Below are 19,507 nucleotides of genomic sequence, written 5' to 3' on the forward strand. Positions count from 1 at the left end.
GATAAGGATATGAAAAAGACGATAAGTGTATTTGCTTCGGTCCTCTTGCTGGCAGCTTTGCTTCAGTCATGGGCCATGAAAGAATCCCGCCCGGCTACAGACGGGAAGAGCGAACTGAACGTGGCGACTTTTAACCTTCGTATGGATACGGAGAAGGATGGCGTAAATGCCTGGCCGAACCGCAAGGAGATGGTGAAAGGACTGATCCGTTTCCACGATTTCGATATCTTCGGGACACAGGAAGGGTTCAAGCATATGCTGGACGGGGTTGCCGAACTGGAGGGCTATGCCTATATCGGTGCCGGACGTGATGACGGGGAGGATGCGGGCGAACACTCCGCTATCTTCTATAAGACCGGTCGTTTTGATTTGCTGGACAAGGGGAACTTCTGGTTTTCCGAGACACCGGATGTTCCAGGCAAGGGCTGGGATGCTACTTGTTGTAACCGTATCTGCTCCTGGGGTAAGTTTCGTGATAAGGAGAGCGGTAAAGTATTCTATTTCTTCAATTCCCATTACGACCATCAGGGGAAGGTGGCACGTCGGGAGTCCTCCAAACTGTTGATTGCCCGTATCAAGCAGATTGCCGGAACGGATGCGACGGTCTTTGCGACAGGAGACTTCAATGCTGTCCCGACCGACGAGCCGATGGTGACGCTGGCTTCCGACGGCCTGCTGCTGGACTCGTATGGTCTGAGTGAGCAGCCGCACTATGGTACGGAAGGCACTTACAACAGCTTCAAGACGGATTCCGAGATGAAGAACCGCATCGATTATATCTGGGTGACAAAGGGAACGAAGGTGAAGAAGTATGCTGTTCTCAACGATATGCAGTACGGTCGTTTCCCGTCGGATCATTTCCCCGTAATGATACAAGTCGCGTTTTAAAGTTTACTTAAATGACAGGTATGGTGTGAGCCGTTTCTTGTCCGTATCTGTAAATTCTTCTATCAATTGCAGGTTCTCCCACCCGGAGAGCCTGCTTTTTTGTTTCCGGAGCTGTTCGATCGCTTTCGCTTGTCGGTAATCGAGGTAAGGGTGTTTGCGGAGGGTGGCGGCAGACAATGCGTTGACCTCTAACCTGCGTATATGGAGCGTGTCGGCAATAAACCAGGGGACGAGGGCTTGGTAGCGTTCCTCGTCGATCCCGTACACTTCCGCCAACTGGCTGACATCGTAGAAGCCGCCTAAGAGTTCCCTGTATTTTATGATTCTCCGAGCGAAAGTGCTGCCGATGCCGGGGACTTTTTTCAGGATTGTGGTGTCGGCGGTGTTGAGTTCGACGAGGGTTCCCGGTGCGTACTTTTCTGTTTGGGTGTATGGGGTATATCCTTTCCGTTTCTTGCTTGTAGAGTAGGGGGCGTTATCTATAAGGATAGCATTTTTATCAGTAAGGGCGTTTTTAGTTTTATTCGGATGAGGTACGGATTCCTTCCGGATGGAACTGGTTTCCTTTTCGGATGTGTTTTTTCCGGTGATGATCCGTCTTTCGCCCGATGCTTGTTGGTTTTCCGTTCGATGGGCATCCGTCTGCGATTCGATAGGCATTCGTTTCGTGTCTGTCCAAAGCAATAAAATCCAGGAAATAGTGACGAGACAAAGGAGTAAAGTTAGGGCTCTCCGTTCGCCTTTGGAGAAATAGAGAAGGTCGCGCCAGTTCATAGTGAAAGGTTTAAAATGGATACTATTTTACAAAGGTATAAGTTCCCTGCCGATATGCAAGGAACTTACAGGTTTATTTTAAAATAGTTTCTTCAACTGGCTGAGTAGGCCGAGTTCGTTCAGAAATACGATGCCGATAGCGATCGGGGAGACGTATTTCATGAAGAAGACATAAATGGAAAAGAGGCGGAACTTGATTGTCCCCTCGTTGGTCAACTCGGCTTTCAGGATCTTCTTGTCGACACGTATCCCGACAAAGATGCAGGTCAGCATTCCTCCTAGCGGCAGCATGATCTTGGCCGTCAGGTAATCCAACGCATCGAAAAAGATCAGTCCGCCTATCGTGAGCTCTTTCAATAACCCGAACGAGAGTGAACTGAGGACGCCTAAGATGAATACACCGACCGAAACGAGCCAAGCCGCTTTCTTACGTGTCATATGGAACTCTTCATGGATATAGGCGGTCACCACTTCATGCAGGGAGATGGTGGAAGTCAGGGCCGCCATCGCCAGCAGGATATAGAAAATAAGCGACCACAAGCTGCTGAATGGTAATTGTTCGAATACGTTGGGTAAAGTGATGAATACCAGTTGGGCACCTGCCGACGGGGCAATCCCGAAGCTGAAGACAGCCGGGAAGATCATGATCCCTGCCAGGACTGCTACGAAAGTATTGATGATCGTCACCTGCCAGGCCGTCGCCAACATATTGGTGTCTTTTCCGAAATAAGAAGAGTAGGTGATAAGGCAACCCATGCCGAGACTTAGTGAAAAGAACGCTTGCCCGACGGCACTCAGCACAACGGATGAAGTCAGCTTGCTGAAATCCGGTTTGAATAGGTACACCAGTCCCGCTTCTGCATTTGGCAGCGTGACGGAGCGTATACACATCACGACCAGGATTAAGAACAGGAGCGGCATCATGATCTTGGAAGCCCGTTCGATCCCTTTTTCCACACCCGAAGCAATTACGAAATGCGTCAGCCCGATAAACACAGCTGTCCAGAAGATCGGCCGGAGCGCATTCGAAGAGAAGTTGTCGAAATCGGCGGTAAAATCCACTCCTGGAGTACTGTAGAGGCTGCCGTTCACCGTCTGCCAGACGTATTCGAGTGTCCAGCCGGAAACGACCGCATAGAAACCAAGGATCAGGAAAGCGGCTAAAATACCATTGTATCCGATCCAGCACCATTTCGTCCCGGGAGCCATTTTCTTGAATGAACCGACTGTGTTGCTGCGGGAGTACCGGCCGATGAAGAACTCGGTTACCATCACCAGAATTCCTAAAAATATCATGAAAAGAATATAGATAAGCAAGAATGCGGCACCACCGTTTGTTCCTAACATATAGGGAAAACGCCAGATACTTCCCAGCCCTACGGCGCATCCGACGGTAGCCAGGATAACTCCGAGTTTACTACCGAATGTGACTCTGTTGTCCACCATATTTGAATTAAAAATTAAGAATTAAAAATGATTGTCAATTATCAATTGTCAATTGTCAATTGAACCGTTCCGTCTTTGATATGGATCACGCGGTCCGTATCGGTTGCCAACTGCTCGTCGTGCGTGACGATCACGAATGTCTGGTGCATTTGGTCGCGCAGGTCGAAGAAGAGCTTGTGCAGTTCTTCCTTGTTTTTGGTATCCAGGCTTCCCGACGGTTCGTCTGCAAGGATGACGGACGGGTTGTTGATAAGGGCGCGGGCAACGGCTACGCGCTGTTTCTCTCCCCCCGACAATTCGTTCGGTTTGTGAGACATCCGGTCGGCCAGATTCATGAAGTCGAGGATCTCCTTCGCTCTCTTCTCCGCCGCAGCCGGTTTTTCACGGGCGATCAATGCGGGGATCATCACGTTCTCCAAAGCTGTGAACTCCGGAAGAAGCTGATGGAACTGGAAAACGAAACCGATGTTCCGGTTGCGGAATGCTGCCAGTTTCTCTTCCGAAAGGCGGACGGTTTCGGTCCCGTTTATATATAATTTACCGCTGTCCGGAGCATCGAGTGTCCCGATGATCTGAAGCAGGGTTGTTTTTCCTGCCCCGCTCGGACCGACAATCGCTACGATCTCACCCTCACCTATCGTCAGGTCGATTCCTTTCAATACTTGCAGGGAGCCGAAGCTTTTGGTTATTCCTTCTGTTTGTATCATATCAATTGAAAGTTGAAAGTTGAAAGTTGAAAGTTGTATAAGGAAAAGAATAACTTTTCATTTTCAACTTTCAACTTTCAACTGGTTAATAACATATGAGGCCAAATGGCATCCGAATATCGCCGGCATATAGGAAACGGTTCCGGTTGTTGTCCGTTTACATTGCTCGCCCTCTACCTCTATGATGGCATCCGGATTGGCGATTTCTGTGGAGAAGACAACCGGAATACCTCTGTTTATACCTAACCCGCGCAGCCGTTTACGTACGGCTTTCGCCAGGCCGCAGTTGCAGGTCTTCGATATATCCGAGATCCTGACCTGTGACGGGTCCATCTTGGCTCCTGCACCCATCGAGGAAACGACGGGAATATTTTTCTTATAAGCGTGATACAAAAGGAATACTTTCGGACTGAGGGAATCGATCGCGTCGACGACAAAATCATACCGGGTTGCAGAAAGCACCTCTTCTGTCCGTTCGTCGCGCAAGAACTCGTTCAGGACATTTAGTTTCAGACGGGGATTGATATCTAACAGGCGACGGGCTACGACTTCGACTTTCGGCATCCCTAATGTCGAATGTAACGCCGGCAGTTGACGGTTGATATTACTTTCGTTTACCGTATCGGCGTCTACGATTGTCATGTGGCCGATTCCGGCCCGGCATATCTGTTCGGCAGCGTATGCTCCCACACCTCCTAATCCTACTACCAGCACATGGCTATGTGCCAGTCTCTCCATCCGGTCGGCGCCTAACAAAAGTTCCGTCCGTGTGTTCCAATTGTAACTCATTAAAATGATTTTAGGTGCAAAAGTAATAAATCAATCAGAAACGCCCGTTTTTTTATATATCTTTGTCACATTTTAATTCAAATACCTATGAAGATACAACTCTATTGGCTGCTTTCGGCAGCTTTATTGTTATTGCCTGGAAAGGCAGACGCCGCAAATAACAAGAAACCGTTCGTCATCCCTGAATTGCAGGAGTGGAGAGGTAGCCAGGGAATGTTCACCCCTACAGCGACATCCCGGATCGTGTATACCGGAAAAGATCCGTCCGTTGTCCGTGTAGCCAATCAGTTTGCCGACGACTACGCGTTAATGTTCGGCCGCCGGATGATGGTGGTGCAAGGCCGTGCGGCTGCTGGCGATTTTGTTTTCTCCCTTTCGTCCGACAGCCGGTTGGGAGAGGAAGGCTACACGATGAAGATTACCGATCGTGTTACTGTTACCGCTCCCAAGAGCAAAGGACTGTATTGGGCTACCCGTACGTTGCTACAACTGACCGAACAGCAGGGAAACCAGGCTTTACCGAAAGGGACGGCCCGCGATTATCCCGATTATGCGATTCGTGGTTTTATGATGGATTGCGGGCGTAAGTTTATTCCGATGAGCATGTTGCGCGATTATGTGAAGATGATGGCTTACTATAAGATGAATACATTCCAAATTCATTTGAACGATAATGCTTTCAAGCAGTATTATAATCATGATTGGAGCAAGACCTATTCGGCTTTCCGTCTCGAATGCGAAACTTACCCCGGACTGACTGCCCGTGACGGTTATTATACAAAAAAGGAGTTTATCGCCCTTCAGCAACTCGCCGACAGCCTGGGTGTCGAGATCATCCCGGAGATAGATGTCCCGGCACATTCGCTTGCGCTTACACAATACAAGCCGGAGATAGGCAGTGAAGAATACGGCATGGACCATCTCGACCTGTTCAAGCCTGAAACCTATGAGTTCGTGGATGCTCTTTTCCGCGAGTACCTGGAAGGACGTAATCCTGTCTTTGCCGGTAAGCGTGTCCATATCGGTACGGATGAGTATTCCAATAAGAAACAGGATGTGGTGGAGAAATTCCGTGCTTTCACCGATCATTATATCCGTTTCGTGGAAGGTTTCGGCAAGCAGGCTTGTGTCTGGGGAGCTTTGACGCACGCGAAGGGTGAGACGCCTGTCAAATCGAAGAATGTGTTGATGAGTGCCTGGTATAACGGGTATGCCGATCCGAAAGAAATGATCAAACAAGGCTATGATCTGATCAGTATTCCTGACGGGTATCTATATATCGTTCCTGCGGCAGGCTATTATTATGATTACCTGAATACGGAAATGCTTTATAAGGAATGGACACCTGCCCACATTGGGAAAGAGGTGTTCCCTGAAAAGCATAAACAGATCAAAGGGGGAATGTTTGCTGTCTGGAACGACCACGCGGGCAACGGTATCAGTACGAAGGATATTCATTACCGTGTGTTTCCCGCCATGCAGACGTTAGCAGTCAAAATGTGGACAGGGAAGGATTGTGCTGTTCCGTATGAAGAATTCAACAGTGCGAGGACGGCGATCAGCGAAGCTCCAGGGGTGAACGTGGCCGGACGTGTCGGTACGAAGCCGCGTGCCGTCTACAACCTCGAAACCTTGAAGCCGGGAATGGAAACGGGATTGAAAGAGATCGGTTATCATTATACTGTCTCTTTCGATATCAAAGCGGAGGCGGAAGAAAAGGGCACCGAGTTGTTCCGTTCGCCTGATGCCGTCTTTTATCTGTCCGATCCGGCTTCCGGAAAGTTGGGATTTATCCGGGATGGCTATCTGAATACCTTCAATTACCAGTTTTATCCTGAAGAGACTGCATCGGTAACCATCACCGGAGATGAGAAATCTACGCGTCTTTACATCGATGGCAAACTGAAAGAAGACCTGGATATCCAAAAACGTTACTTCAATGGAGGGAAAGATTCGATGCGATATGTCCGCACATTAGTGTTCCCATTGGAAAAAGCGGGGGATTTCAAGAGTTCGATCCGTAATGTGGAAGTGTTGAACTATTGCAAGCCGGAGATGTAGGCTTGACAGACGATAATTGTGGAATGATAGACGGGGCGTGTGGATTTTTTCTACACGCCCCGTTGTTTTATGGGGTGATTTCCCGCTTTATAAGCGCTTTTATCGGTTTGGCATGGCATTTGTATTTATGTTGATGTAATGAAGTTTAGGTTATAAGAAGATTGTTAGATTTAGGTTTTTAAGATGTAAGGTTATGAAAAAGATTGTTTTAGCATTAGTCGTTACAGTTGTTGCATGTGTGGTGGTATTTGCATCTCAGGATGTGAAATGTAGACAAGCTGCGGTATACTCATCTTTCGAACAGGCTACTCCTGACGGATTCAGGAAAATAGATATACAAAACCTTCCGCATGCCGTATTACGGACAATGGGAACCTCTTCCTCTTATGAGGGTTGTACTTTTGAAGGTGCTTACATGATGGGGCATCCCGGAAGTGAAACTTATAAGATCGAGATTTGTAATCCGGATCGGAGCGAGGAGTTTGTGTTAATGAATGGTCGCGGAGAAGTGATTGAGTAAGAAATTATATTGGATGATTATATTGGAAGGAAGTGTGTCGAGATCTATCTGTTTTTCTATCAAGAAAAAGATGATTTTAACACACTTCCTTTTAGATTATTTTATTTTCTGATAAATCATTTCCAAAGTCGCTAATCTTGTCGTTTTCCCGGCTTCTATGCCCGGCAGGTCCGTTCTGCTCAACTTTTTCCAGGCGGCCAGAGTCGTTGCATCCACCGGCTCCTGCAAACGTGCAGTCCATTCGGGAAGGTAGCCGCGCAGTCCCAAATACTGCACCATGCGGAAGTGAGGACTCGTGTAATCCACATCCTTGAAATACATAAGCGTCGCTTTCTGGTCGATCAGTTTGTCCTGTAGGCGGGAGAGGTCGATATTCTGCACCTTCACCTTCCCGTCGATCGAAAGGGCAGAGGCGATACCGGCGGCCTGTCCCATCGCCATCCAGCAAGGCTCCATGCGCAGGGTGGAAAATCCGATGTGCGAACCCGAAACCGGGACGGGCAACAGAAGGTTGTCCACCTCTTTCGGAACCATCACGCCATAGGGGACTGTATATACCGCCGACGGATAACTCAGGAAGCCGTCCAGATGCACCCTTCCTTTTTCTCTTTTCCGCACCGCATGCGAATCCAGCGCATAATGGCTGGCCGTTATGCTGCTTTCGTGGATGGGCGGGCGGCTGCCGATCGTTACCGGAATGGCATCGTTGGCGGTAAAGAAATAGGCGCCTTCGAAACGACGGCCCTCACGGACGTAGACCTGGCGTGGGAAATGTCCGTTGTCCGCATATTCGTCTTTCGAAAGGCCCCATTCTTTTGCCGCTTTGCGGAAGTGGGCGGGCAGTTCGGGATCGTTTTGGGCGAACCAGAAAAGACCTTCGGTGTATTCGCGCAGACGTTGGGCGAACTTGTCACGCCATTCCCACGAAGAAGTGGGCCAAGGCCAGTTTTCCTCAGGCAGGTCGGTGGAGACGAACACGCCGTGCTGGTTATTGGCGTCCGTCTTCATGTTCGGGACATGGACGATGTTGGTGATCTTGGCGATCCCCCATTTGTCACCCGGAAGTTTGGATGGGTTGCCGGCCTTGATATGCTTCCGGTTCTCTTCCATCATTTCGGGTGTCACGCGTTGCATGGCGGCATCCGTGTTGCGTCCGGTCCAGACATCCTCCACGATGGAGGCATAGTCTTCGCGGTTGTAACGGGCCGGCTTGGTGAAGGCCACGCGGTTCGCCGGATTGTTGGTCAGACAGAGGCGGTAATTGTAGGACTGCACGGCATTGTCTTTCTTGAACGTGCTGCCGTCCCCTTCCGGACCGCCCCAATATTTGTAGACGCGTCCGGCTCCAGGTTCGCCGAACTCGTCTTTCCCTTCGCGCCCTACACGGAAAGGAACGCCGGCGGCGGCTCCGAGGTCACCTTCGTAGGTGGCATCCAGGAATACCGAACCGGTGTATTCCTCCATCTCTCCGGTTTCCCGGTTCAGGATGCGGATCTTTTCGATGCGGTTATCGCGCATAACTATGTTTTCATCTTCGGCATCGAACTGACGCATGGTCAGGACCGTGATCTTGTCCTTCTGTCCGTCGAGCATCTTCTGGAAGATGCGTGCTCCGACGGAGGGTTCGAAGTGGTAACCGTCACTGCATACTTTCACCTGCTCGGAAGCAGGACCGTAGGTATCGATATAGTGTTGCTTCACCGCGTCTACAAACTCACGGAACAGACCGGTCGTTGCGGCACGGGTGGCGATGTCAGTTGCTCCGAGTCCGTTGGCGGGCAGTCCGCCGACATAGCGGGTTCGTTCGAGTATCACCGATTTTTTCCCCATCCGGGCGGCAGAGATGGCTGCCATGATCCCTCCGGGATTCCCTCCGACGATCACCAGGTCGTAGGACGATTGGCCGAAAGCGGTCGCACAGGCTAAAAGGAGGGAGAGTACAAGTGTTTTCTTTCTCATAAAATGCTATTTACAGTTTAATATTTCTTGTGCGTAACGGGCATAGTGGCCTTGCAGGCCGTCGGCATACCGGCGGAGTACTTCTTCCCCGATACCGTCTTGGTCGCCGCATAGGTAAAGGGCTCTTGCCAAATGCAATTCCTTCAACGCGAGGTTACGGGTGGATGTGTCGTTGAGGTCGGGAACGGCTTTGCTGCGCGCTTCGGTGTAGGAAAGGATCGAATGCCCCCGTACCCCCGGTGTCGTCAGCATGGTTGCCAGTTGGGGAACCGCTTCTCGGCTGCCTATTGCTTCCGTAGCCATAGCGATGGCACGGAAATGGGAAAGATAGTCTTCCGGTTCCAACTTCTTTGCCTTTTCCAGTACGGTGGGCAGTACGGATGTTTCGCGAGAGTTTCCCAACGCGGTGATAAGGGCATCCAAGCGGCTGAGGCACATCCCGAATTGTCCCATCCCGGTGTAGTGCCAGCCCTCGTCCCAATCTTTATATTGGCGGATGGCTTCAGCCAGTACCGGAGCGTGTTTCCCTTGTCCTAAAATACAGAGGATGCTGGCGAGGATTACCCTCTCTTCCGGCATAGTGGCTCCGGCGATTTGTTTGCCGGCGAGCTGTATACAACGTTCGGGATCGGTCAACAGTATTTCGAGCCCTTTATAATTATCCGTCACACTGGTGATGGCCTTCTTCATCTCGGAATTACTGAACCCTTTAAACTCCTTATCCGTCAGCACCCGTTGCGGCAGATTCCCGATCTCGACCAGGTGACGCTGCACCTTTTTGATATCTATCTTGCGCGGAGATTTATTTTCTTTGACACATAGGGCGGAGAGGTAGCCGACTGCATATCCCTGGTTTTGCAGGCAGGGCTGCATACGAATCACCGGCATGGCATCCCGGTGAGCACTTGCTCCCAGACCGGTTGTCAGAATCCCTTCCAATCCTTTAGGCAGAAGACTGCGTAGTGGAACATCTGCGTCATAGATCATATGCCGTTTTTCCGGCGGGTTCAGGATAAAGAGAGGGTCTATGATCATGCCATGTGTATCGAACGAGCTTTTGTGATAAGAAATCGTGTCGGGATAGCGGCGATGGTTTATCACGTCGTATACCGAGATGATGTAGTCTCCGATCACCCGCCGGCGTTCGCGTGTCTGGGGGATTTTGACCAGATCGTATTGTCCTTGCAGTTTTGTTTTGGCTTGTACGAAAGCGCGTGAGACATCCAGTATATCCGTATCGTCAACGAATAGCCAATCGTTATTGTTATAATAGTCACCCGGTGCCCATTTGCCGGTTCCCGCACCTTGTACGGCGATTGTTTTTTTGCCTGTATAATCGAATGATGCACCGGCTGCAATAGCTATGTCTGCACTTCCTGTACTGTCTATCAATATTTTGGATAGGATGACACCCCGCCCGAAGGGAGTGGCGACAACGACTCCTTTTACCTGGTTCCCTTCTGTCAAAGCCCCGCATCCCATCACGCCGAACCAGAGTTTGCCTCCTGCCTGTAGCAGCTCTTTACGATGCCATTCCATCTTCCAGTCGGCGGGGAAGCGGCCTTCCCCTTTGGGTTGTCTTGGATGGTCTTTGGGTGCCATTGCCAGGACACTCTTATCTATATGAGCGGTATATCCGCCCCGGAACCCGTCCCAATAGACTCCGATCATACCCAGCGTGCTTAATCCGCCAAGCCCGTGCAGGTATTCCAATACCAATGTGTTGGCTCCCTGTTTGGCTGCGGATATCCCGGCGGAAGCACCTGCTGTACCGCCTCCCATCACAACTACGTCGTAGCTACCTAAAATCGGGAGTGCACCTGACGGAGAGTCGACGAATCCCTTTTGCAGAGACGGACGGAGCGGGGAGAGCAGTTCGCCTGTTTGTCCGTAGTTCGAAGCATTTACTTTGAGTTGACGGACAGTGGCTTGAGCCGGTACGGGTATATCCTTTATCTGTCTGGCAACCGTTTCTCCCATCATCTCTCCTATGAATAAAGCCGGAACGGGACGCATCACTTGGGTTGCCAGTTCTCTTGGTATTTCGGCACAGGGTCCGAGTACCCATAGGTTTGCTATATTCTTTGATTTAAACGCTTGCATCGGTAGCTTGCGCAAGGAAACCGGATTTCCGTTATATGCTTTTTCGCTGTCAATCGTTTGTTTCGGAATATACCAGAGCAGATCCGAGCTATCGACCTGCTCGATATCCCATGTCCGGCTGCGGATGATCTGTTCGGCCTCGGCCAGTGATGCATACGAGTCGTCTTTGAGCGGTAAACGGAATGTATAGCGGGTGACCGGATAGCTTTTCTCGCCAACCTTGATGGGTTGGGATAATTCTTCGGCCAGGATAATTTCCGGTGCTTCTTTTTTGGTATTTCCTACTACGGTATAGCAGAATTCCTGCGTACCTGCGGTAAAAGGTTTACGTTCCGCTCCTGATAGTCCTGCAACGGAAGCATTGTGTGTCGCATCGATAATCGCTTTACAACGGATGGCTTGTCTGCCCGAACGGTTCGCGATCACGACTCCCGCAGGTTTTCCGGACGGGTCCGTCAGCACATTCGTTACATAACTGCTGTAAAGGAATTGGACATTGTTGTCAATCAATTCATCTTCCAATGTTTTCTTTATATGCAGCGGGGTCGGGAAATTTTTCCCCGGAAAGAGCTTGCGTGCAAGTGCTGTCTGCAATTTTTCTCCTGCTTCCCGTTCGTAGAGATGTGAGCCGCAGATGTCTTCACCCAAATAAGGCATGTAGCCAACTAAATAAACCCGGCTACCTGCTTTCGCTGCGGCAGCAGCTGCGGCAATTGCCCGCGAACTTCCGCCCGCGACCACAAGGTCTACCTCTGCAATCACCGGAATCTTACGCGCCCCTTCATGGCAGAACCCTTCGTCGGGAACGGCTGATTGTATTGTTGACTTTGCTTCTACAATTTGTCCGACAGAAGCTAAAGCTCCACTTGCTGCTGCTATTTTAAAAAAATCTCTACGTGTAATCATGGTTTTATTATTTAAGAATTAAAATGAAAGAAGATGAATGATTTATTTTTCAGATTAATTGTTTTCATATATACCCCGGTTGTTCATCAAATAATTAATCTTTATGTAAAGATAGATGTTACAACCGAGGTATACAAACAGAAATATTAAAATTCAGAGTTCTTTATTAATAACCTGGATTTTGAGTTATTTTATCATTAACTAAAATATCATCGGCAGGAATCGGCCATAAATAGTTTTTCTTAGGATCAAATGACATTTTATAGAAAGTGGTGATATATCCAGCTGTTTCCATTGGTGAAATATCCGGTAATCCGTCTTCATCAATTGTAGGTATACCTCCAATAGGAAAGTTTCCATCATCCCAGTTTTTTAAAATAGTCATGAAATCAGAAGATAATTGTAAATTGGATTCACTTCCAGTTAAACCGTTCCATTCTGAAGATCCTGACCAAGCACGTGATAGATAGTACATTGATTTATTATGTGATTTTTCAGCAATTCTCCAACGTAGTAAATCACGATAGCGAAGCCCTTCAAAAGCAAATTCAGAACGACGTTCCATACGGATTATCTTACGTAATGCTTCTTGTGAGGCTACTTCTACTCGTGGATAGGCAATACCTGAACCTTTATAGGCTCGTTCGCGAACTAGATTGATACTTTTGTCTAAGTCTTCTTGTGTACATTGCCCCATTTCATTCTTTGCTTCTGCGTAAGTCATTAATATCTCAGCATAGCGCAAATAGGGGTAACAGTTATCAGCTTTGTTACCATACATTTTATAGTCTTTCCAATTATCTTTTACAAATTTGCGCATAGCAAGTCCATTATAAGCAGCATGTTGATTGGTAGCTTTAGAATCGTTGCTAAGAACCATTTTCCCGGAAGAAACTTCATATACTTTAGTTGCATAAGGATTAGGATTATATTCATAACCTAATATGATATACTCTGGATATTTTTCAGGAAAAGTTCCGTCGATTTTTGATTGTTCATATTCTGCATAATCTGTAGAATATTTTGTTTTGAACGGCTGTATCGTCATAGCTAAACGTGGATCGCGGTTTGCAAACGGATCTTTCGGATTGTAGAGTGGCGATTTGTTGATTGGAAGGCCATCTGTACAGGTGTAAGAGCAGAACAATTCCAGTGACGGGCTGCGGTTACAAGCTCCACCGATTTTACGAATTACATAATTGTATACATTATCAAAAAGGCCATAGCCTTTTTTTAAAGTCAGATCTCCTTTGAAGTAGAACATCAATTCAGGAGAACTGTCAGCTTTGAATAATTCACCGTAATTATCATGTAATTTATAAACCTTGGAATTCATACATTGTTCGGCAGCTTGGGCCGCTGTTTCCCAATCTTCATGATAGAGAGCGAAGCGTGCTTTGATTCCGAGAGCGACGCCTTTTGTAGGTCTTTGTTGTCCGGTATGAGAATCGGGTAGTAGTTCTATTGCTTTGTCCAAACATTCATAAGCATAAGCCATCACTTCTTTTTTGGGGGTGCGTACAGCTTCGTATGCTTCTTCCAGCGTCATGCCTTTGTTTAATACGCAATCTCCATAATAAGTTGCCAATTCTCCGTAAGCAAAACCTAACATGAAATAGGCTTCTCCTTTATATTGATTGGTTTTTTCCTCGTTTATTCCATCAGCTGTGCCGTTGTCTAACGCTTGGATGACTTTAGTTGCACGTGCAACAGCCTTATATAGAGAATTCCAACGGGTTGCTGCTGTTCCCCATTGAGAGGTTATTGTTCCTATTGTGACATCATTGGAACCATCGCGGTGAAGCATATCATCATCCCATTCAATTCCATCAATAGGGAAAAAGTCTGGTCGCCACCAATCGTTGATCGCCATTTCTATTTCGGTTTCATCGTGATACCAATTTTCACTCGAACCTTCCGATAGAGGGTTTAGGTCGAGATCTGCGCAAGCTGTCATACTTACTGCTATTATTCCGCTGAATAGATATTTATTTATTTTGTTCATAAGATTTACTGATTAAAATGAAACATTCAAACCAAAGATATAAGATGACATAATTAAGTCACCGCTGCGGTCCCATTCGGGATCATATCCATTAGGATATTTTGAAAATGCCGGCAAATCATTGGCACTGAAATAAACTCTTAACTTATTGACAAAGAATTTTTTCGTAATGTTTGAAGGTATCGTGTATCCTAATGTAATATTTTTGATACGCATGTAACCCCCATTGAAGAGATAAAAGTCGCTGTTTGCATAAATATTCGTGTCATTAGTCGTAAATTTGGGATATTTAGCTGTTGCGTTTTCAGCATCTGTAGCTGTTGGACTCCAATGACTTTCGAATAAATTTAATGGACAAGAGTATGATTGATATTGGAATGGTCTTACAGCCCATGACCAATATTTGAGTTGACGGCCGATTCCTTGGAATGCCAGATTGAAGTCAAAACCTTTCCATTCTGCCCAAATGGATCCTCCATATTGTAATTCCGGTAAAGAATTACCTAAATACACACGGTCTTCGGAGGCTGTGATTATACCATCTCCGTTGATATCTTGATAACGAATATTACCGGGGCCATCATTGTTTGTTAAAACAGGAATTTTATCACCGTTTTTATCATACATGGCCTCTTCATTTAGGATGATACCCATGTTTTTGTAACCATACCATTCTTGATAATGGGAACCTTCTTCTGTAATCTTATTTCCGTCTATTTTTTGACGATCTGCCATATATCCCATTTTAGATCGGTAGTCAGAGAGGTTGAAGTTGACGCCATACCGAAAGTCATTGATTTGGTCACTCCATGAAAGTTCCAAATCCCAACCCTTGGTATTCATGTCTGCTGCATTGTTTTGCGGTGCATTATAGCCAAAATAAGAGGGAAAGCCGACTTCCATCAACATATCGACTGTTTTTTTGTAATAATAATCAGCTGAAGCTTTTAAACGATTGTTTAATAATGTTATATCTGCTCCAATTCCATAAGTCGTTGTTGTTTCCCAAGTCAAGTTATTGAAAGCATAGTCTGTCTGATAAGCCGTTTGTACCACATCAGCTATACCTGTAGAGGCGTTGGGTATAAAACCTGTTCCAAAGGTAAGTTTTGCCTGATAAGGAAACTCAGAACCAATTCGTTCATTACCCAATTGACCGATAGAACCACGGAGCTTTAAATAATCGATTACGCTTTTATTAAACCAAGGTTCTTCAGAAATCATCCAACCAGCACTAACAGAAGGAAATGTTCCCCAGCGGTGTCCTTCAGCAAAACGTGATGAACCATCAGAACGGATGTTGGCTTGCAACATATAGCGGTCAGCCCAAGAATACATGATACGTCCGAAAATCGAGCGGTAAGAATTGTGTCCTGCTTTTCCACTATTGAATTGATAGTCTTCTGGACCCAAATCCAAATAAGGGAAATTATCCAATGTAAAGTTTGTACGGGAAGCACCTTCATTTTCCCATTTATAGGTATAATCTTCGTAACCAGCCATTAATCCTATGGAGTGCCGTTGGATTTGGAATTTGTAATTAGCATAGAATTGCATGGTCAAGCTATAGGTGTCGTCACGTGTTTCGCTCAAGCTTGTTGTGGAATAACCTCCTCCGGAGATTGGATCACCAGATATACGATACACATCGTATGCCATTTTATGGTCTTTCTTTTTATCGAATGTATATCGTGGTGATGCGACAGCTGTTAGTGTCAAGTCTTTTATTGGGGTAAGGTCTAATTGAAGTTTACCGCCGACACGATAATATTCTCCTCTATTATTCCCACTCAGATTATGATAAGCAATAGGATTGTCACCATCTTTTCCATCGGCATAACGTCCATCGGCCCAATAAGCATTATAAAGAGGCGAACTAAACATGAGGTCTTTCATAATACTGCCGCCAGCCCCATTATGTGGAGAATTTTGTTTTGAATAAAGCAAATTTACATCTACGTTCGCATGAATCCAATTATTGATGGTGTAGTCGTTATTTGAACGGACATTGAAGCGTTCATAATCTTTGTTGTCGTACAGCGCTTCCGACTCATAGTAGTTGAGGCTGAAATTTGTTTTTAGCTTTTCTGTTCCTCCACTAAGTGAAAGAGAATGTCGTTGGTGGTGGGTGGTATTATTCAAACCCAATCCCATAAAATCGGTATCGGGATAAAGATCTGGATTTTCAGCCCTTAATTGTGCATAATTATTGATCAGATCTTCAGAGTAAGCAGAATTGAGTGAAGAGGCTCCATCGTTATAGGCCAATTCATTGTATCCTTTCATCCATTGGACTGCATTTGCAAATTTCGGTTTTGTAGTTGCTGCGTCGATGCCGTATTCCATATTGTAGGAGAGATGGAATTCTTTGTTTCGGGCGCGTTTTGTGGTGACAAGGATAACACCTGCGGCAGCGCGTGAACCATAGATGGCTGCAGAGGCTGCATCTTTCAGTACTTGAATATCTTTTACATCTTCGGGTGCGATGTCTCCGAGTGTTCCGGGTACTCCGTCGATAATTACTAATGGGTCATTGGTTGATAGTGTGGTAACACCGCGTACGCGAATAGTCGCTCCAGAGTTTGGATCACCACTTGAACGTGTGACTTGTACACCTGCCATTTGCCCTTGCAACTGATTAGCGAGTTGTGGTGTATTCTTCATTTGTAACTTGTCTCCTCCCAATGAAGCGGTTGATCCGGTCAAATCAATTTTTCGAGCTGTACCGTAGCCAATTACTACGACTTCATCCAAAGCTTCAGAATCTTCTTCGAGTGTAATGTTATATGAGTTCTGTGAATTAATTTTTATTTCGACAGGTTTGTATCCGATATAGGAAATCGAAAGTGTAGCACCAGGTGCTACACTGATATTGAAGAGTCCTTCAATATCAGTGATAGACCCGTTAGTAGTTCCTTTTTCCACCACGTTGGCCCCGATGATTGGGTCACCGTTGCTGTCAAGGACTTTCCCTTTGATTTGCTTAGTCTGTTGTTGCCGGGCATATGTTTTTCGCATAATGTTAATATTCCGGTCATTGATGGTGTATGTCAGTCCTGTTCCGGCTAATGCTTGTGTCAAGACTTCATCAATTTGATTGCTGTTGGCTTTTACGTTGACTTTGATGTTTGCGACATCTTTGTCTACATAGAAGAATAAGAATTCGCTTTGTTTTTCTATCTGTGAAAACAAGTCTGTGAGAAGCATCCGCTCTGCTTTGACAGATATTACTGCCGATTGTGAATAAGATGACTCGGCTTGCATTGTGGAGGGTAAAACCGTCAATAGCGAAACCGCTGTAATTTTTGTGATTGCTACTAATTTTTTTAGGCTTTCAGAATGAAGATGCCTATAATACGAAACATTTTTCATGCTTATGTATTGATTTAATAGATTAATAATTTGGTTGTGCTTTCATGTGTGGCCCTTCTTACGCGGGCATCAGTATTTATATGTATCAGTGTTTTCTCATAGGCATTATCTTTTTAGTGTTGCATATTGGATATGATAAACTCCATCATGATTTGTCCATCGTACAGGTAAGCTGTATGAGATTACTTTCAAAATCTGGTCAAAACTTTGTCTCTGATCAAATGTTCCGGAGACGGTGACGGACGGATCTGCCAGTCTTTCATCATCAATCCGGATTTCTACTTGATACATGTCTTTCAAGTTCTCGATCAATTTGGTGAATGGAATAGATTTGTATTTCAACAGGCCGTCTTTCCAAGCAGTGAAAGTGTCGGTGTCTATTTGTTTTACATCAACCTTGTTTGTCGATCGGCTAAAAGTTAGTTGTTGGTTCGGGGTCATTACGATATTTTGTTTTGCACCTTCGAAACGGATGGAACCTTCCACAAGGGTTGCTGTGATATCGTCGGATTCCGCATCTGCTTTCACGTTGAAGTGCGTGCCCAATACGGTGATAGAGGCGCCGTTCATCTCTACTTGGAAGGGCTTGCCTGAATCTTTTGCCACTTCGAAATAAGCTTCACCTTCCAATTTGACGTTGCGGTTGTCTTTTCCGTATTTGTCGGAATAGCTTAGGCGGCTGTTCTTGTTCAATGTGATGACAGTTCCGTCTTCCATCGTGAAGTTGGAGGTATGTTCGCCTGCCAGCAAAGTGTAGTATTCGGATGTACGGTCCTTTGTATTATAAAGGGAAAAGGCTGTTGAGAAAATGAAAAACAAACAGGCTGCGGCAATTAGTGGAATGGCGTTTCTCCATAATTGCCGCCGGTAAGTCTGCCTCTTTTGTACATTGATCTTTTGTTGCAGTTTGTCGGCCGAGAAAGTAGGGGCGACGGAATGTTTGAAAGCGACATCCGCATCCCAATAATTCTTGAGCCGTCGGAATTCATCCCGGTTCTTTTCGTTTTCGTTCAGCCATTCGCTTAGCGAAAGAATGTCATCCGAAGAACTTTCTCCACTCAGGACACGTGCGATTATATGGTTTATTCTGTTTTCCATTCTGTGTGTTTCTATATGTATAGTCGCAGGGAAATGAGAATACCCTTAGTCGAAATGAGAAAAAGATAGAAAATTTTCACCCGTTTCCATAAAGTGAAAATTTATTTTCACCGGCGGGAAAATAAATTTTCATGGGCATGGAACTTTTATTTCCTGCCGGAGTGTAGCTTTTCAGATGCAATCGTCAGCAAGTGTTTCCCGCAGTTTGCGGACGGCATTCGCCAAGTGTGCTTCCAGAGTTTTGACGGAGATGTCGAGGATGGCAGCCACTTCTTTATATTTGAGCTTGTCTTCGCGGACGAGTTTGAAAGCCATCTTGCATTTGGCGGGCAGCGAGTCGATCGCCAGGTTCAGGCGGTGGATTCCTTCCTGGCTGATAAGTTCTTCTTCGGGAGTCGTTTCGGTCGAGGTGAAAAGGTCGATGGAGATTTCGTCCAGCGATACCTGCTCCATATGCTGTTTGCGATAATAGCTGATCGCTTTGTGGCGGGCTACCGTATAGATGTAAGAGTCGAAATTGGAGATGCCGGGAAGTTGCTTGCGGTTGTCCCAGATAGCTAAGAAGGTATCGGAAACAATCTCTTCGGCTTCTGCCGGCGATGAGACATACATGCCCGTAAATCGCATTAGTGGACCGAAATAGGCCATGTAAAGCGATTTAAGAGCGGTCTGTGAATCCGATAAGGCCATTTCACAAACCCACTGTATGATATCGTCTCGATTCTCTCCCAAGTGTGAGCAAGATTAACAATGTTCTTATAATAAGAGTCGCGAATATAAGGAAAATCCCTTAGTCTGGTAACATTATTTTTTTATTCAACTGTTTCTGTGGGGGTATAGTTCGACTTGTAACATGTTTGTAACATCTATGTCATTATT

At 46.4% G+C, this 19,507-nt stretch carries 13 protein-coding genes; 3 read left to right on the forward strand and 10 right to left on the reverse strand.

Going from position 1 to position 19,507, the window contains the following annotated elements:
- Nucleotides 1-9 precede the first annotated feature (9 nt).
- Nucleotides 10-888 (forward strand): endonuclease/exonuclease/phosphatase family protein, encoded by an 879-nt coding sequence (locus NQ564_RS16130; protein WP_008146932.1) that lies wholly within the window; start codon nt 10-12, stop codon nt 886-888.
- A 3-nt stretch (nt 889-891) separates the two neighbouring features.
- Here the strand turns inward: NQ564_RS16130 and NQ564_RS16135 are convergent, their stop codons facing one another.
- From NQ564_RS16135 to NQ564_RS16150, 4 genes are all read right to left on the reverse strand, one after another.
- A complete protein-coding gene (locus NQ564_RS16135; RefSeq protein WP_008146933.1) occupies nt 892-1,662 on the reverse strand; it encodes a helix-hairpin-helix domain-containing protein in 771 nt (256 codons plus the stop codon).
- A 78-nt stretch (nt 1,663-1,740) separates the two neighbouring features.
- Entirely contained in the window at nt 1,741-3,108 is a 1,368-nt protein-coding gene (locus NQ564_RS16140) for a sodium-dependent transporter (protein ID WP_008146934.1), read from the reverse strand.
- Between the two features lie 41 nt (nt 3,109-3,149).
- Nucleotides 3,150-3,815, reverse strand: coding sequence for an ABC transporter ATP-binding protein (locus NQ564_RS16145; protein WP_008146935.1), 666 nt, complete (start codon nt 3,813-3,815; stop codon nt 3,150-3,152).
- Between the two features lie 63 nt (nt 3,816-3,878).
- Nucleotides 3,879-4,604: a tRNA threonylcarbamoyladenosine dehydratase gene (locus tag NQ564_RS16150; protein ID WP_008146937.1), complete on the reverse strand. Its 726-nt coding sequence runs from the start codon at nt 4,602-4,604 to the stop codon at nt 3,879-3,881.
- 87 nt (nt 4,605-4,691) lie between these two features.
- On the opposite strand from NQ564_RS16150, the gene NQ564_RS16155 reads away from it, so the two are divergent.
- Nucleotides 4,692-6,665 (forward strand): family 20 glycosylhydrolase, encoded by a 1,974-nt coding sequence (locus NQ564_RS16155; protein ID WP_008146939.1) that lies wholly within the window; start codon nt 4,692-4,694, stop codon nt 6,663-6,665.
- 193 nt (nt 6,666-6,858) lie between these two features.
- Nucleotides 6,859-7,185, forward strand: coding sequence for a hypothetical protein (locus tag NQ564_RS16160; protein WP_008146940.1), 327 nt, complete (start codon nt 6,859-6,861; stop codon nt 7,183-7,185).
- Between the two features lie 96 nt (nt 7,186-7,281).
- Here NQ564_RS16160 and NQ564_RS16165 read toward each other — a convergent pair whose 3' ends face one another.
- The 6 genes from NQ564_RS16165 to NQ564_RS16190 form a co-directional block, all read right to left on the reverse strand.
- A complete protein-coding gene (locus tag NQ564_RS16165) occupies nt 7,282-9,144 on the reverse strand; it encodes an FAD-dependent oxidoreductase (RefSeq protein ID WP_087375109.1) in 1,863 nt (620 codons plus the stop codon).
- Between the two features lie 6 nt (nt 9,145-9,150).
- Nucleotides 9,151-12,153 carry an FAD-dependent oxidoreductase gene (locus tag NQ564_RS16170; RefSeq protein WP_087375110.1) on the reverse strand — a complete coding sequence of 1,001 codons (3,003 nt, stop codon included), beginning with the start codon at nt 12,151-12,153 and terminating at the stop codon, nt 9,151-9,153.
- Between the two features lie 166 nt (nt 12,154-12,319).
- Nucleotides 12,320-14,158: a RagB/SusD family nutrient uptake outer membrane protein gene (locus NQ564_RS16175; RefSeq protein WP_008146948.1), complete on the reverse strand. Its 1,839-nt coding sequence runs from the start codon at nt 14,156-14,158 to the stop codon at nt 12,320-12,322.
- A gap of 12 nt (nt 14,159-14,170) precedes the next feature.
- Nucleotides 14,171-17,530, reverse strand: coding sequence for a SusC/RagA family TonB-linked outer membrane protein (locus NQ564_RS16180; RefSeq protein WP_008146949.1), 3,360 nt, complete (start codon nt 17,528-17,530; stop codon nt 14,171-14,173).
- Between the two features lie 105 nt (nt 17,531-17,635).
- The gene (locus NQ564_RS16185) at nt 17,636-18,628 is read right to left on the reverse strand and encodes a FecR family protein (RefSeq protein ID WP_008146951.1); all 993 of its coding nucleotides are present in this window, start codon (nt 18,626-18,628) and stop codon (nt 17,636-17,638) included.
- 171 nt (nt 18,629-18,799) lie between these two features.
- Complete coding sequence (locus tag NQ564_RS16190; protein WP_021861723.1) at nt 18,800-19,360, reverse strand: RNA polymerase sigma-70 factor; 561 nt, start codon at nt 19,358-19,360, stop codon at nt 18,800-18,802.
- Nucleotides 19,361-19,507: the final 147 nt, after the last annotated feature.

Origin of the sequence: Parabacteroides johnsonii DSM 18315 (assembly GCF_025151045.1) — a bacterium.
Classification (GTDB): domain Bacteria; phylum Bacteroidota; class Bacteroidia; order Bacteroidales; family Tannerellaceae; genus Parabacteroides; species Parabacteroides johnsonii.